Below are 15,253 nucleotides of genomic sequence, written 5' to 3'. Positions count from 1 at the left end.
AATTGAACACCATATTAGAAGCAAGCTTCATAAATGGCGAGTACATCCTCAAGCTTCATCGGGCGGGAGCTCATGATATGATCTGCACCGCGTCCACCGATGCGGATTGCGTCTTGGGCCATCACTTGCAGGGAATCGCGGGTGACACCAAAATCGCTCAGGCGCTGGGTAATACCGAGACGGCTGTACCAGTCGGCAACGGCTTGGATGGTGGCTTTGGCTGCCTGTGTAGTATCGGATTCGTTCACCCCGAAGCATTCACGACCCATCCGTGCGAGGCGCTCAGGGCGGTCAGGCAGGATGAACTGTTCAAAATATGGCAGCGACAGAATCGCCAAGCCACGGCCATGGGCGATATCGAAGTGACCGCTGACCGGATGCTCCACCTGATGCAGCGGATAGCCGGCACCGCGCCCAGTCAGCGTGAACGGACTGATCGCCAGTGTGCTCGCCCAGAGCAGGGTAGAGCGGGCTTCTTCATTCGTCGGGTCTTCCATGGCAACAGTGGAGAACTGAACCACCTGACGGATCAGGGCTTCGGTAATGCCATCCTGCACATGGGCTGTGCTTACACCGACGAGATAAGCTTCAAATAAGTGCGAAAAAATATCGGCGCAGGATTCAGCCGTTACCCGTTCAGGTACGGTGTAGGTAATCTCGGGATCGAGGATCGCCACTTTTGGGATGATGCCAGGACCTGTGATTGAGGATTTTTCGCGGGACTCATCGTGGGTCAAGACGCTTAAGTTGTTCGCTTCCGATCCGGTCGCAGCCACTGTCGGAATCGCCATCAGCGGTACAGCCGCGGTGATCGGCAACAGCTCTTTCCAGAGACCTGCCGGATTGCCGCGCATGTAATCGTAGATCGGACGGTTGGAGTGACCGATGGTGGCAATCGCTTTGGAGGCATCCATCACGGAACCGCCACCAAGCGCGATGATAAAGTCACAGCCATGTTCCCGGAGCATCTGTGCCCCTGCCTCTACACTGCTTGTCCGTGGATTCGGTTCGATTTTATCAAAAACCACGTAGGGCAGACCTTCTGAGGTAAGGAGTGAGCAGATACGGTCAAGAAGTCCGGTTGCTTTGGCCGAGCGTCCACCAGTGACCAGCAGGGCCTTTTTGCCCAGCTTCTTCGCCTCTGACCCGACTCGGGAAAGCTCACCGACTCCAAAAATAATCTGAGTAGGGAAGTACACTTCAAAAGGTAACATCACATACACCTCCTGCTCCTCATTGTACCATAAGAGGAAAACGGTTACGAATCCATGGGTGCAAAAGGAAAAACCGAACATTTGTCGAAGTTCATTCAAATATTATCCGTTGAAAAAAGCGTATGTTTCTGTTTTAATAGAATAGTAATGTTCGTGAAATGGAAATGAAGACAGGATGCATTTACTGGGAAGGGGACGTAAGCTTTGGAAAAACAGGAACAACTCTACGAGGGAAAAGCGAAGCGGATTTTTCGGACTTCCGAACCAAACCTCTTTTGGGTGGAGTATAAAGATGATGCCACCGCGTTTAACGGCGAAAAAAAAGGAACCATCCTGGGAAAAGGTGAGCTGAATAACCGGATTAGCTCAATCTTCTTTACAATGCTGAATGAAAAGGGCATTGCGAATCACTTCGTCAAGATGCTCTCCGCTAACGAACAGCTTGTCCGTGAAGTTTCCATTATTCCATTGGAAGTGGTTGTGCGTAATATCGCGGCTGGTTCTCTTGCCAAGCGTCTCGGCTGGGCAGAAGGAACTGTGATGCCACTGCCGGTCGTGGAATTCTACTATAAAGATGATGCCTTGGGCGACCCGCTGATCAACAACGATCATATCAAGGCCTTAAATATTGCTACCGAAGCAGAGGTAGCGAAGCTTCAGGAGATGGGTCTTCAGATCAACGAGATCCTCAAAGCGTACCTGAGCGAGCGCAATGTAACACTCGTCGACTTCAAGCTGGAGTTTGGCAGAACACCTGAGGGTGAGATCATTCTCGCTGACGAAATCAGCCCGGACACCTGCCGCTTCTGGGATGCTGTAACCAATGAAAAGCTGGATAAAGACCGTTTCCGCCGCGACCTGGGCGGAGTAGAAGAAGCTTACCAAGAAATGTTACGCCGATTAGGAGGAGAAATTCATGCTTAAAGCAACCGTATATGTAACTCTTCGTGAGAGTGTATTAGACCCACAAGGCCACGCGATCCAAGGTGCGCTTCACTCCCTTGGTTTTGATGAAGTAAAAGGTGTACGCATCGGTAAATACCTCGAAGTAAACGTAGACACCACAGACAAAGCACAGGCAGAAGAGCGTGTGCGCGAGATGTGCGAGAAACTGCTTGCCAATACCGTCATCGAAGACTATCGCTTCGAGATCCTGGAGGGATAAGCATGCGAGTAGCAGTCATTCAATTTCCCGGCTCCAATGCCGATGTGGATATGTACCAAGCTGTAGAAGACATCATGGGTGCGCCGGTTGATTACGTCTGGCACTCGCACAATGATCTGTCTGCTTACGATATCATTCTGTTGCCAGGAGGCTTCTCTTATGGTGACTACCTGCGCTGTGGGGCGGTTGCCCGTTTCTCCCCGGTGATGGAGCAGGTGATCAAGGCCGCCGAAGAGGGCAAACTAATCCTCGGCGTGTGCAACGGCTTCCAGATCTTGACCGAAGCAGGGCTTTTGCCGGGTGCGCTGCTTCGTAACGCATCACTCAAATTCCTTTGCAAACTGTCTGAACTGCGCGTTGTGAACAATTCGACCGCGTTTACCCAAGACTACAGCCAAGACGAAGTGATTCAGATTCCAATCGCTCACGGTGAAGGCAACTACTTCTGTGACGAAGAGACACTGGCAAAACTTCAAGCCAACAACCAGATCGTTTTTTGCTACGAAAACGAAAATCCAAACGGTTCCATCAACGGTATCGCCGGGATCATCAATGAGCGGGGCAATGTCCTCGGCATGATGCCGCATCCGGAGCGTGCCGTCCATGCATGGATGACCTCTGATGACGGCAAGCGCATGTTTACTTCCATTCTCAAAACCTGGAGGGAGAAAAACGGTGTCACAACTAACGCATAACGAACCTACCCCGGATATGATCGCAGAACAACGTTTGTATACCGAAATGGGTATGTCAGACTTTGAATATAAAAAAGTGGTAGAAATTCTTAATCGCCGACCAAACTGGACCGAACTGGGTCTCTACAGTGTCATGTGGTCCGAGCACTGTTCTTATAAAAACTCGAAAAAAGTTCTCCGCCGCTTCCCGACCAAAGGGCCACGCGTCCTGCAAGGTCCGGGTGAAGGCGCCGGGATCGTTGATATCGGCGATAATCAAGCCGTTGTGTTCAAAATCGAATCCCACAACCATCCGTCCGCGATCGAGCCGTACCAAGGTGCAGCAACTGGTGTGGGTGGGATTATCCGTGACGTCTTTTCCATGGGTGCACGCCCAATTGCTCTTCTCAACTCTCTGCGCTTCGGTGAGCTTGACAAACCGCGCGTGAAATATCTGTTCGAGAACGTCGTAGCGGGTATCGCTGGCTACGGCAACTGCGTCGGAATTCCAACGGTGGGGGGCGAGGTCAACTTCGATCCAACCTACGAAGGCAACCCGCTCGTTAATGCAATGTGTGTCGGCTTGATTGATCATGACAAAATCCAAAAGGGTGTCGCTTCCGGTATCGGCAACCCTGTGATCTACTTCGGTGCGTCTACTGGGCGCGACGGAATCCACGGTGCGACTTTTGCCTCTGAGGAGCTGACCGAGGAATCCGAAAAAAAACGCCCAGCCGTACAGGTAGGCGATCCATTTATGGAAAAACTGTTGCTCGAAGCAACTCTTGAAATCATCGAAACAGGCGCCGTTATCGGTATCCAAGACATGGGTGCGGCTGGTCTTACCAGTTCCAGCGCGGAGATGGCGTCCAAAGCGGGTAACGGTGTAGAGATGAACCTTGACCTCGTTCCGCAGCGCGAAGCAGGCATGAGTGCCTATGAAATGATGCTCTCCGAATCTCAAGAACGCATGCTCGTTGTCGTCGAAAAAGGCCGTGAAGACGAAGTGAACGCGATCTTTGACAAATGGGGTCTGCACTATGCAACCGTAGGCCGTGTCACCGATGATGGCCGCCTCCGCCTGATTCACAAAGGCGAAGTGGTGGCAGATGTACCAGTCAGCACCTTGGCAGACGATGCACCTGTTTACAGCCCTGCATCCAAGGTTCCAGCTTATTACGAGGCCAACGCTTCCGTAGATACAACCGACCTGCCGGAACCACAAGACCTAACCGACACATTGAAACAAATCCTCAGCCAACCAACCGTAGCCAGCAAGTCTTGGGTCTACGAGCAATATGATCACATCGTACGTGCCAATACCGCAGTAAAGCCAGGTTCTGACGCTGCTGTCGTCATGATTCGTGGCACTCGCAAAGCGCTTGCCATGACGACGGACTGTAACGGTCGCTACGTGTACCTCGATCCAGAAGTAGGCGGGGCCATCGCAGTTGCGGAATCCGCTCGTAACGTGGTATGTGCAGGTGCAGAACCACTCGCGATCACTGATTGCCTCAACTTTGGTTCCCCTGAGAAGCCAGAGGTATACTGGCAGTTCGAAAAAGCGGCAGATGGTATGAGTGCCGCATGTACTGCTCTTAATGCTCCTGTCATCGGTGGTAACGTCTCGTTCTATAACGAACGTTCTGGCGACGCGATCTATCCTACGCCAACCGTGGGTATGGTAGGTCTGATCGCAGATGTAGACCACATCACCACTCAATCCTTCAAACAAGCAGGCGATACAATCCTGCTCCTTGGTGAAACCTATGGGGAGCTGGGCGGCTCTGAATATCAAAAGCTGGTCAACGGCGACATCTCTGGCCGACCACCAGTCCTTGATCTGGAAAAAGAAGCATCCCTGCAAAAAATGGTACTCGATGCGATCCGTCAAGGTCTCGTAACCTCTGCACACGACCTCTCCGAAGGCGGTCTCGGTGCTGCTGCGGCAGAATCTTGCTTTGCAGGCAACATCGGCGCAGAAATCAGCCTGACAACCGAGCTTCGTGCAGACGTTGCACTGTTCAGCGAATCCCAGTCTCGTATCTTGCTCTCTGTCTCTTCTGCCAACACAGATAAAGTAATCGCGCTCGCGCAACAATACAACGTACCTGTAAGTCAAATCGGTAAGACAGGCGGTGAACGTTTCGTCGTCAACGTCAACGGTTCCGAAGCCGTGAACGCGCCGCTTGCTGATTTGAAAGCAGCTTGGAAGGATGCGATTCCATGTTTGATCGGGTAATTTGGGACAAATTGAACGAAGAATGCGGTGTGTTTGGGATCTATAATCACAAGGATGCGGCCCCTCTGACTTATCTGGGGCTGCATTCTCTCCAGCACCGTGGACAAGAGAGTGCCGGTATGTGCGTCTCCGACGGGGAGAAATGGTACAAACACCGTGGCATGGGTCTGGTCAACGAAGCGTTTAACGGCGTAGACCTCAACACCTTCACGGGTCATCTCTCTATCGGTCATACCCGCTATACCACAGCAGGATCGAGCAAGATCGAAAACGCTCAGCCACTCTTTTTCCGCTATAAGCAAGGTGCATTTGCCGTGGCCCACAACGGGAATCTGGTGAATGCCAGTGTGCTGCGCGAAGAGCTGGAAGCGCAAGGCTCTATTTTCCAAACTACCAGCGATACCGAGGTGATTGCACACCTGATCGCCCGTTCGCAAAACAAAGACCTGCCGAATGCGGTGCGCGATGCCCTGCAAGTGATCAAGGGTGCGTATGCCCTGCTCGTCATGAACGAAAAACAACTCGTCATTGCTCTGGACCCGAACGGTCTGCGTCCGCTTTCCCTTGGCAAACTGGGGGACTCGTACGTCGTCGCGTCTGAGACCTGTGCATTCACCATCACAGGTGCGGAATACTGGCGTGAGGTTCAGCCAGGTGAATTGATCGTGATTGATGAGAACGGGGTACAGAGCAGCACGTTTGCAGAGACACCGAACCGTTCCATCTGTACGTTTGAATATATCTACTTTGCTCGTCCGGACAGCGATATCGATGGGATCAATGTACACATGGCCCGTAAACGTCTCGGGAAAAAGCTGGCTCAAGAAGCGCCAATCGATGCCGATGTCGTGATCGGGGTTCCTGATTCCAGTACGTCTGCGGCGATCGGTTTTGCTGAAGAGACTGGCATCCCGTACGAAATCGGTCTGATCAAAAACCGCTATGTTGGACGTACCTTCATCCAGCCGACCCAAGAGCTTCGTGAACGCGCCGTACATATGAAACTGTCCGCCGTTCGCAAAGTCGTCGAGGGGAAACGTATCGTGATGATCGATGACTCCATCGTCCGTGGTACGACCAGTGGCCGCATCATCCGTATGCTGCGCGAAGCAGGCGCTGCCCAAGTGCATGTACGCATCAGTTCTCCACCTGTTATGAACCCATGCTTCTACGGAATCGATACATCCACCCGTGATGAACTGATCGGAGCGAACAAAACCGTAGAAGAAATCCGTGAGTTCATCGGTGCAGACTCACTCCAGTTCCTGAGCGTAGACGGCATGGTAGACGCGATTGGCCGTGAAGATCAAGGAGAATACAAAGGTCACTGTCTGGCTTGCTTCAACGGCCAATACCCGACAGAGATCGAATTCAAAGAAGCACTGCCGTGCGAGAAGTGCTAATCGAGGGGGAGAAACCTAATCATGAGCGAGGCTTATAAACAGGCGGGCGTTGACATCCAAGCGGGCAACGAAGCCGTCGAACGTATGAAAAAACATGTGAAGAGAACCTTCCGCCCCGAAGTAATGACAGATCTCGGCGGCTTTGGCGCCCTGTTCAAATTAAATACCGGCAAGTATCAAAACCCAGTGCTCGTCTCCGGTACAGACGGCGTAGGGACCAAGCTTGTGCTTGCTTTTCTGATGGATAAGCATGACACCATCGGGATCGACGCTGTGGCGATGTGTGTGAACGATGTGGTCGTCCAAGGGGCAGAACCACTCTTTTTCCTCGACTATCTGGCATGTGGCAAGGTCGTCCCAGAAAAGATCGAAGCGATTGTCAAAGGGATCGCAGACGGCTGTGAGCAATCCGGCTGTTCTCTGATCGGCGGCGAAACCGCAGAGATGCCTGGCATGTATGAAGAGGATGAGTACGATATCGCAGGCTTTACCGTAGGGGCAGTCGATCAGGACAAAATCATCGACGGCAAAAGTGTCACACCTGGCGACGTACTCATCGGGATTCGTTCCAGCGGTGTCCACAGTAACGGTTTTTCCCTCGTGCGCAAGGTGCTTCTCGCTGACGCGGGTATGAAACTGGATCAGCACGTAGAAGCGCTCGGCAAAACACTGGGTGAAGAACTGTTGACCCCAACCAAAATCTATGTGAAGCCGATCCTCAAGCTCCTCGAAAGCTTCGAGATCAAAGCGATGGCACATATCACAGGCGGCGGCTTCACCGAAAATATCCCGCGTGTTCTGCCAGAAGGCGCACAAGCGGAAATCGATTACGGCTCTTGGCCGATCCAACCGATTTTTAGCATGATTGAAGAATTGGGCAAGGTCTCCCGTGCAGACATGTTCCGTACCTTCAACATGGGGATCGGGATGGTGCTGGTCGTCAAAAATGAGGATGCAGTCAACGTCCTGCAGGCGCTTGAGCAAATGGGAGAGGATGCTTATCTGATCGGTCGCATCTCTTCCGGTAACCAAGGCGTCGTATACGGCGGGGTGGCTTGGTAATGAAGCTGGCCGTATTTGCTTCCGGCAGCGGCTCTAACTTCGAGGCGATCGTGAAGGCAATCGAAGAAGGGCGGCTGTCCGGGGCAGAGGTCGCTATGCTCATCTGTGACAAGCCCGGTGCGTATGTACTGGAGCGGGCGTCACGGTTGGGGGTGCCAGCCTTTGCTTTTGACCCGAAACAATATCCGGACAAAGCTGCTTTCGAGACGGAAATCGTCCAGAAGCTAGAGGAGCTGGGCGTCTCCTTCATCGTGCTGGCTGGCTATATGCGCCTCATCGGTGAAGTGCTGCTCTCTCATTTTGAAGGACGCATGATCAATCTGCACCCATCTCTGCTCCCGGCTTTTCCAGGGAAGGATGCAATCGGTCAGGCTCTCTCCTATGGGGTAAAAGTCACAGGTGTCACCGTCCACTTCGTCGATGCCGGACTCGATACCGGTCCGATCATCGCGCAGGAGTCGGTGGCGATTGCCCAGGATGACAACCATGAGACGCTGGCTGCCCGCATCCACGCGGTGGAGCATCAGCTGTTGATCGGTACACTCCAACAGATCACGAACGGGCAAGTGGCGATCACAGGCCGTCATGTTCATATCACGTAAACCTTGGTGCTTTTCTGCCAAGGTTTTTTCTTTGTTGCAAAATGGGGAGAAACAGACGTAAAAAAGACCCTCCTGCTAGGACAGGAAGGCCTGATAGGTAAACCCGCTGTTATGCATATGACCAAATTTGAGATTGATCTTGGCTAAGAGGCGGTAAGCAACTGTGAGGCTTGGTTTTTTGCCGTGGCGGGTGAAATAATCAAGGGCTTGTTCCAGATGCATCAGCGCTTGTTCACCATCCCCTGTATCATGCAGCACCTCGGCAAAGACCAGATGTGCCTCTGCCCGGTTATATTCGGACTGGCTCTTGGCGAGGACGTCCACACAGAGCTGGGCGGCTTCCTGATGGCGGCCTGTGCGCAGATAGGTCAGAGCCAACTCTACCATCGCGTTATAGGTGGAGTGCGGGCGGTCACATGCGATGGAGATGTCGATCGATTGCTCCAGGCTGCGGATCGCCAGGTCATAGCGTCTGATGTCACGGTACAGCATGCCGAGGTTGTTACGGATCGAAGCCTCAATCGCCGGGCTTGGATTCAGCTTGATGATGTCGAGTGCCAGCATATTATATCTCTCTGCTTCACTATATTCTTTGAGATAATATTTACATACAGCAATACTTAAGAATATTTCTTCAATTTTATAGAAAGTACGGTACGAGCGGTTGAGTGAGACGGCCTGCTGCAGCTGCTCGATGGCACTGTTGTATTCTCCAAGTGTCCCGTGCATCACGCCGAGCGTGTGATAGATGGAGATTCGGATGAGTCCGCTGATCTCATGCTCATTGGCGAGACGGAGTGCTTCATTAATATAAGAAACCGCTTTCTGCGGATGGGTCGTCTTGGAGTACATCGCACCGAGAGAAGTGAGGGAGCGGATCAGTGTAAGCGGATCGCCTAATTCGCGGGCTTCCTCAATGCTTTCCAGATAATAGCGTTCAGATGCTTCGAAGTCTTGATCATATTGGGAGATAATTCCCTTGGCCCAGAGATAGACGGCTCTGCCTTCGGAATTAAGATGGATAGATTGAAGTTTGGTCAGCCATTTGCGGATTTGCTCCCAATCATGGCTTTCCACACTATTAATGACATTGCGGATGGCGTTCTCGATCTCCATCTTGGAGAGCTGCGGATGCTCTGTATCGACCCATAGGTCAGATAATTGAGCCTCGAGCCGGACAGCAAGCTGTTCCAAGATTTCAGGGGAGGGTATTACATCTCCCTTTTCGATTTGGCTGATATAGCTTCGGTTGCAGATCCCTTCAGCGAGATCGCCTTGCGTCAGTTGCATCTTTTTGCGTAATTCACGCAATTTTCTTCCAACTTGGTTCATATAGGAGATCCCCTTCATACACTTTTACCTTTATTATACATTTAAGAGTATCTTTTTTACACATTTTTATTTTTAAACAAAAAAATCTTTTATCAAAAACGACAGATATGTACAAAAAGCTTCCAAATATCCATATTGACAGATAATTCTCCTTCCTATTACTATTAGGTGTAAGCGATAATTAATTAAAATAAAAGGGATGGAGTTGTTGAACGTGAAAAAAGTTATAAAATCAGCAGTTATAACCTTTACCGTATTCGCTGCTTTATTCAGTCTAACAGGTCATCCCGTACAAGTAGAAGCGGCTGGCGAAGATACTACCGCTACTGCCACAGATCCAGTGGGTCCAGGAGCACCAGACTGGGGCTGGTAAGAACCAGTTTGAACCGAAATACGAAAGCAAAGGCTTCCTGTCCACAGGAGGTCTTTTTTCATATTCATAGGCATGGGATGAACGCATAGCCCGCATGAGCCATACACTGATGGTGTGGAGCCAACAGGGAAGGGGGAACCGCGCCCATGGGCCAAGATATGATCAGCAGTCTTTTGGACAAATTAAGCAAAAAAACAGGCCGCGAGTGGAGCCTTGCCGATATTATCCGACTGGCACAGAAGTTGCCTGAATTAAACGGACAGAATCTGGACTCTGTGCTGGGTGAACTGTACGAGATGGGTCTGGATGTGCCAGACGGTGCGAAAGAAAAAATCATGACCAAGCTCAGCGATGGAAGCGTCGACCACCTGCAATCCAAGATCCATCAAGACCTGACCAGGCAGACCATACCCCAACCGGTCAAAAAGAAGCCGAAAAAGCGACCCGGCGCCAAACGCAAATCCAAAAACCAGCCCTATCTCAATCCGGCTGCCGCCCGTGCGATGAGCAAGAAATCAAAAACTGAATCAAAGAAAAAGAGATAAATCACAGTGGAGGAGCGGCCTGCGCCAGAGGGGCCGCTTTTTTTATGGATTGTTCCTTGAAAGACACGTACATTTATGTTTTAATTTAAAGGGAATGTTCGTTGTTTGATAACCTTTTTTGCAAAATAGTCAGGAGGTTCTGTACGTGTCCATTCAAAAAGCACTCATCAGTGTATCAGACAAAACCGGTGTCGTTGAATTTGCCCGGAATCTTGTCTCTCTCGGTGTAGAAGTCATCTCTACTGGCGGGACAGCCAAACTGTTACAAGAAGCAGGTGTACAAGTCACTGGGATTTCCGATGTGACTGGATTCCCTGAGATTCTCGATGGACGAGTCAAGACCTTGCATCCAAATATTCATGGCGGTCTGCTGGCCGTGCGTGATGATGAAGCGCACATGAAAGCACTGGCCGAACAAAAGATCGAGACCATTGATCTGGTCGTGGTCAATCTGTATCCATTCAAAGAAACGATCGCCAAATCAGATGTAACCTATGAGGATGCGATTGAAAATATCGATATCGGCGGCCCGACGATGCTCCGTTCCGCTGCCAAAAACCATGCATTCGTCACAGTCGTGGTGGATGCCGGTGATTATGATGCTGTGCTGGCTGAAGTACGCGACAACGGTGATACCACTCTGGAGACCCGCCGTCGTCTCGCGGCCAAAGTATTCCGTCACACAGCGGCTTACGATGCCCTGATCTCTCGCTGGATGAGTGAGCAGGTGGGCGAACTCTTGCCTGAGAGCTACACCGTCACCTACGAAAAAGCCCAAGACCTGCGTTACGGTGAAAACCCGCACCAGCGTGCTGCGTTCTACCGTGAGCCACTCGCTCCAGCCTATACCATCGCGGGTGCAGAACAATTGCATGGAAAAGAGCTCTCTTATAATAATATTAATGATGCAGATGCAGCGCTGGCGATTGTCCGTGAATTCGTTGAGCCTGCTGTTGTCGCGGTCAAGCATACCAATCCATGTGGTGTAGGTGTGGGCGAGACGATTGAACAAGCCTACCGCAAAGCATACGCGGCAGACCCAGTCTCGATCTTCGGCGGAATCGTCGCGGCGAACCGTGTGATTGACGAAGCGACTGCGCTCCTGTTGAAGGAAGTCTTCCTCGAAATCATTATCGCTCCTGACTTTACGCAAGAAGCACTGGCTGTTCTGCAAGAGAAGAAAAACCTGCGTCTGCTCCGCCTCGGCAATCTGCAGGCAGCAGAGACAACGGGTCGTACGGCATTCCGTGTAGCTCCTGTACTCGGTGGTGCACTGGTGCAGGATTATGACACCAAGCAGCTGAGTGATGAAGAACTGACCGTCGTTACCGAGCGCCAACCTACCGCAGAAGAATTGGCCCAATTGAAGGTGGCATGGAAAGTCGTTAAGCACGTAAAATCTAATGCAATCGTACTGGTAAAAGAGGATATGACCGTCGGTGTCGGGGCAGGTCAGATGAACCGTGTCGGCGCTGCCAAGATCGCAATCGAGCAAGCAGGTGAAAATGCAAAAGGTGCTGTGCTGTCCTCTGACGCCTTCTTCCCAATGCCTGATACGGTAGAAGAAGCGGCAAAAGCGGGTGTCACTGCCATCATCCAGCCGGGTGGCTCTGTGCGTGACCAAGATTCGATTGACGCTTGCAACCGTTATGGCATCGCGATGGTAGTTACCGGCGTGCGCCATTTTAAACACTAAGAGGAGGGGACGTTAACATGAACGTACTGGTAATCGGCAACGGTGGCCGTGAACACACGATTGTCTGGAAGCTGGCGCAAAGCTCCAAGGTCGAAAAAATCTACTGCGCTCCGGGCAACGGCGGTACTGCCGGGCTGGCAACCAATGTGGAGATCCCGGTGAGTGACTTCGCCGCTCTCGCACAGTTCGTCAAAGAAGAGGGGATCGACGTGACTATCGTCGGACCGGAAGACCCTCTGCTCGCAGGTATCGTGGACTTCTTCGAGGCACGCAACCTGCCGATCTTTGGTCCATCCTCACAAGCGGCAAAAATCGAAGGCAGCAAGTCTTTTGCCAAAAGCTTGATGAAACATTACAACATCCCGACAGCAGCCTATGAATCGTTCATGGACTATCCGTCTGCACTCGCCTATGTACGTGAGCAGGGTGCTCCGATCGTGATCAAAGCAGACGGTCTGGCCGCAGGGAAAGGGGTCGTGGTAGCACAGACCTTGGAAGAGGCAGAACAGGCCCTGCACCAGATCATGGAGGAGAACGCCTTCGGCCAAGCGGGTTCGCGCGTGGTTGTGGAGGAGTGCATGTTCGGTGAAGAATTGACCCTGCTTGCTTTTGTAGACGGAGAGACAGTCAAGCCGATGATCACCTCGCAAGACCATAAAGCAGTCTTCGACGGTGACAAAGGCCCGAATACAGGCGGGATGGGTACCTATGCACCTGTTCCTCACATGTCTGCTGAATTGGTGGATCAAGTTGTGAAAACGATCGTAGAGCCAATGGCCAAAGCGATGGTGCAGGAAGGCATCCCGTTCAAAGGCATCCTCTACACTGGTCTGATGATCACTTCGGAAGGGCCAAAAGTTGTAGAATTCAACGCCCGCTTCGGTGACCCTGAGACACAAGTCGTCCTGCCGCTGCTTGAGACCGATCTCTTGGATATCGTGCTGGCGACAATCAATGGAGAGCTGGATTCCATCGATGTCCAATGGAAGCAGGGCAGTGCTGTCTGCGTCATCATGGCAGCACCTGGCTACCCGGGCGATTATCCAAAAGGGGCGGAAATCCTCGGCCTCGGCAAAGTGGATGAGATGAATGCAGTTGTCTTCCACGCAGGCACGAAGCAAAAGGACAACGCAATTGTAACCAACGGCGGACGCGTACTCGGTGTGACCGCGATTGGCACTACGTTTGTGGAAGCACAGAAAAAAGCGTATGAGAACGTGGAGAAGGTCTCGTTTGAAGGTGCGCATTACCGTAAAGATATCGGGGATAAAGCGTTGAAGCATGTCTAAACCCCATAAAAAAAGCAGCCGATCACTCGGTTGCTTTTTTTGTTACTGGATGGAGCTGTAAAATGAAAGATCGTCTTCGGTAAGTCCGCAATCGTTGCAGGTGATCTTGATCAGATGATGAGCGGACTGGTCCGACTCCCAGATGTGCCATTTTCCTGCTGAGTCAATGGTAACTGAGCTGTAGCCACAGGGTTGTTTGGACAGGATGTAGAAGGTATTTGGGTCTTCCTGAACAAAAGCAATATCCTCCGTGTTGTCATACTTTTCCTTGATGCTTGGGGGAAGGACATTCTCGGTGATAAATTCATAAGAGGAGCCGTTGTTATGCAGGTTCACTTTTGAGGAAGTGGTCTCAGCAGGTACTTGACCGCAGGAAGCTAATACCGTGGTAACGAGCATAAGAACCAAGGAATAGTACTTCAAACAAAACACTCCTTTATCAAAAAACATTACATCAATTAGACGGTAATACCGCGTATCTGTTTATGATGGAGTTAAGTGAAAATGTAAATAACTTAAAAAGCCGCAAGTCCACATGGTTAGTGGAATTTGCGGCGTCTTTTCGTTTCACTGGCTATATCATCGAGGAGGAACGGTTACTTGAAAGGAACAACACGGCCTTCAGCAACACTGACCATCGCCAGTTCAATCACCTTGATCACGTTCATCCCGTCTACTGCTGATACAGGCACTTCTTTGCCATGCAGGATCGCATCGACGATTCCTTGATAGTATTTCTCGTAGCCACCGATGCGCGTCTCTACGGTGCGTGTGATGGTCTCTCCGTCGACATCAAGTGTCAGCTGACCATAGCGCTCTGGGGAATCCTCGCCCCATCCGGCAGCACCCGGTTTTTTACCTTGGCGGAGCTGATCTTCCTGGGAGTCCATGCCGTACTTGATGTAGCTGCCTTTGCTTCCGTGCACTTGGAAATGCGGGCCAGCTTCTTTGACAATCGAGCCGCAATGCAGGATGACCCGTCTGTTGCCATAGTAGAGCACCAGATGAAAATAATCGGGAGCCTGACCGTTGACGCGCTGTACGAAGGAATCACCGTATACCGCTTCAGGCAGGCCAAACAGATGGAGCGCCTGATCGATCAAGTGGGAGCCTAGGTCATACAAGCTGCCAGAGCCTTCGATATTCTGTTCACGCCAGCGGTTTTTTACCTCAGGGCGGAAACGGTCGTAATGAGCCTCGTAGGTGTTGATCTCACCGAGTTCACCAGATTCGATCAATTCTTTTACAGTTAAAAAATCATTATCCCAGCGGCGGTTGTGGTAGACGCTGAGCACACGCTGCTTTTGCTGGGCAAGCTCGATCAGCTCAAGGGCATCAGCGGAACGGTTGACGAAGGGCTTTTCGACGACAACATGTTTTCCGGCTTCCAAGGCTTGCTTGGCATACGGGAAATGGGTCGTATTCGGTGTTGTAATAATCACCAGATCAATATCAGGGTCAGAGAGCAGTTCATCATAGCTTGAGACGACGGTGACCTCTGGATAATCGGCGTGTACATCCTCTGGGCGGGACGAGACGACTTTATGTAAAACAAGACCTTCTGCTCCCTCCATGACTGGTGCTTGGAAGACGGAGCCAGATAAGCCATAGCCGACGAGACCTGCACGAATAATAGACATAAGCGGTTCTCTCCTT

15 protein-coding genes are annotated in these 15,253 nt (G+C 51.4%); 11 read left to right on the top strand and 4 right to left on the bottom strand.

Annotated elements, in window-relative coordinates:
- Window positions 1–14: 14 nt before the first annotated feature.
- Window positions 15–1,214 carry an iron-containing alcohol dehydrogenase gene (locus FGI41_RS20810; protein ID WP_139492236.1) on the bottom strand — a complete coding sequence of 400 codons (1,200 nt, stop codon included), beginning with the start codon at window positions 1,212–1,214 and terminating at the stop codon, window positions 15–17.
- A 204-nt stretch (window positions 1,215–1,418) separates the two neighbouring features.
- On the opposite strand from FGI41_RS20810, the gene purC reads away from it, so the two are divergent.
- From purC to purN, 7 genes are read left to right on the top strand one after another with little or no spacing between them, the layout of a single operon-like run.
- On the top strand, window positions 1,419–2,138 hold the full coding sequence (purC, locus tag FGI41_RS20805) for a phosphoribosylaminoimidazolesuccinocarboxamide synthase (RefSeq protein ID WP_139492235.1): 720 nt from the start codon (window positions 1,419–1,421) through the stop codon (window positions 2,136–2,138).
- Window positions 2,131–2,379, top strand: a complete 249-nt coding sequence (gene purS, locus FGI41_RS20800; protein WP_139492234.1) for a phosphoribosylformylglycinamidine synthase subunit PurS — start codon at window positions 2,131–2,133, stop codon at window positions 2,377–2,379. The genes purC and purS overlap by 8 nt, the downstream gene beginning before the upstream one ends.
- A 2-nt stretch (window positions 2,380–2,381) precedes the next feature.
- Window positions 2,382–3,074: a phosphoribosylformylglycinamidine synthase subunit PurQ gene (gene purQ / locus FGI41_RS20795; protein WP_139492233.1), complete on the top strand. Its 693-nt coding sequence runs from the start codon at window positions 2,382–2,384 to the stop codon at window positions 3,072–3,074.
- A complete protein-coding gene (purL, locus tag FGI41_RS20790; protein WP_139492232.1) occupies window positions 3,055–5,295 on the top strand; it encodes a phosphoribosylformylglycinamidine synthase subunit PurL in 2,241 nt (746 codons plus the stop codon). Before purQ ends, purL begins: the two co-directional genes overlap by 20 nt.
- Window positions 5,280–6,698, top strand: coding sequence for an amidophosphoribosyltransferase (gene purF / locus FGI41_RS20785; RefSeq protein WP_139492231.1), 1,419 nt, complete (start codon window positions 5,280–5,282; stop codon window positions 6,696–6,698). Before purL ends, purF begins: the two co-directional genes overlap by 16 nt.
- Before the next feature lie 21 nt (window positions 6,699–6,719).
- Window positions 6,720–7,760, top strand: coding sequence for a phosphoribosylformylglycinamidine cyclo-ligase (gene purM, locus FGI41_RS20780; protein ID WP_139492230.1), 1,041 nt, complete (start codon window positions 6,720–6,722; stop codon window positions 7,758–7,760).
- On the top strand, window positions 7,760–8,362 hold the full coding sequence (purN, locus tag FGI41_RS20775) for a phosphoribosylglycinamide formyltransferase (RefSeq protein WP_176560371.1): 603 nt from the start codon (window positions 7,760–7,762) through the stop codon (window positions 8,360–8,362). Before purM ends, purN begins: the two co-directional genes overlap by 1 nt.
- Window positions 8,363–8,437: 75 nt before the next feature.
- Here the strand turns inward: purN and FGI41_RS20770 are convergent, their stop codons facing one another.
- Window positions 8,438–9,694: a tetratricopeptide repeat protein gene (locus FGI41_RS20770; RefSeq protein WP_176560370.1), complete on the bottom strand. Its 1,257-nt coding sequence runs from the start codon at window positions 9,692–9,694 to the stop codon at window positions 8,438–8,440.
- Window positions 9,695–9,908: 214 nt separating this feature from the next.
- Here FGI41_RS20770 and FGI41_RS25110 point away from each other — a divergent pair, with 214 nt between their 5' ends.
- The 4 genes from FGI41_RS25110 (at window position 9,909) to purD (ending at window position 13,597) form a co-directional block, all read left to right on the top strand.
- A complete protein-coding gene (locus tag FGI41_RS25110; RefSeq protein ID WP_176560369.1) occupies window positions 9,909–10,067 on the top strand; it encodes a hypothetical protein in 159 nt (52 codons plus the stop codon).
- Between the two features lie 146 nt (window positions 10,068–10,213).
- Window positions 10,214–10,612, top strand: coding sequence for a hypothetical protein (locus FGI41_RS20765; RefSeq protein WP_139492227.1), 399 nt, complete (start codon window positions 10,214–10,216; stop codon window positions 10,610–10,612).
- Window positions 10,613–10,757: 145 nt separating this feature from the next.
- Window positions 10,758–12,308, top strand: coding sequence for a bifunctional phosphoribosylaminoimidazolecarboxamide formyltransferase/IMP cyclohydrolase (purH, locus tag FGI41_RS20760; RefSeq protein WP_139492226.1), 1,551 nt, complete (start codon window positions 10,758–10,760; stop codon window positions 12,306–12,308).
- 17 nt (window positions 12,309–12,325) lie between these two features.
- Window positions 12,326–13,597: a phosphoribosylamine--glycine ligase gene (gene purD / locus FGI41_RS20755; protein ID WP_139492225.1), complete on the top strand. Its 1,272-nt coding sequence runs from the start codon at window positions 12,326–12,328 to the stop codon at window positions 13,595–13,597.
- Window positions 13,598–13,639: 42 nt separating this feature from the next.
- Here purD and FGI41_RS20750 read toward each other — a convergent pair whose 3' ends face one another.
- Both FGI41_RS20750 and FGI41_RS20745 read right to left on the bottom strand, forming a co-directional pair.
- Complete coding sequence (locus tag FGI41_RS20750) at window positions 13,640–14,020, bottom strand: hypothetical protein (protein ID WP_139492224.1); 381 nt, start codon at window positions 14,018–14,020, stop codon at window positions 13,640–13,642.
- Between the two features lie 173 nt (window positions 14,021–14,193).
- On the bottom strand, window positions 14,194–15,237 hold the full coding sequence (locus tag FGI41_RS20745) for an oxidoreductase (protein ID WP_139492223.1): 1,044 nt from the start codon (window positions 15,235–15,237) through the stop codon (window positions 14,194–14,196).
- Window positions 15,238–15,253 lie beyond the last annotated feature (16 nt).

It is taken from the genome of Brevibacillus dissolubilis, assembly GCF_006170445.1.
Taxonomy (GTDB): domain Bacteria; phylum Bacillota; class Bacilli; order Brevibacillales; family Brevibacillaceae; genus Brevibacillus_B; species Brevibacillus_B dissolubilis.
Note: the sequence above shows the minus strand (reverse complement) of the source record. Positions and strands in the feature narration are given on the sequence as shown.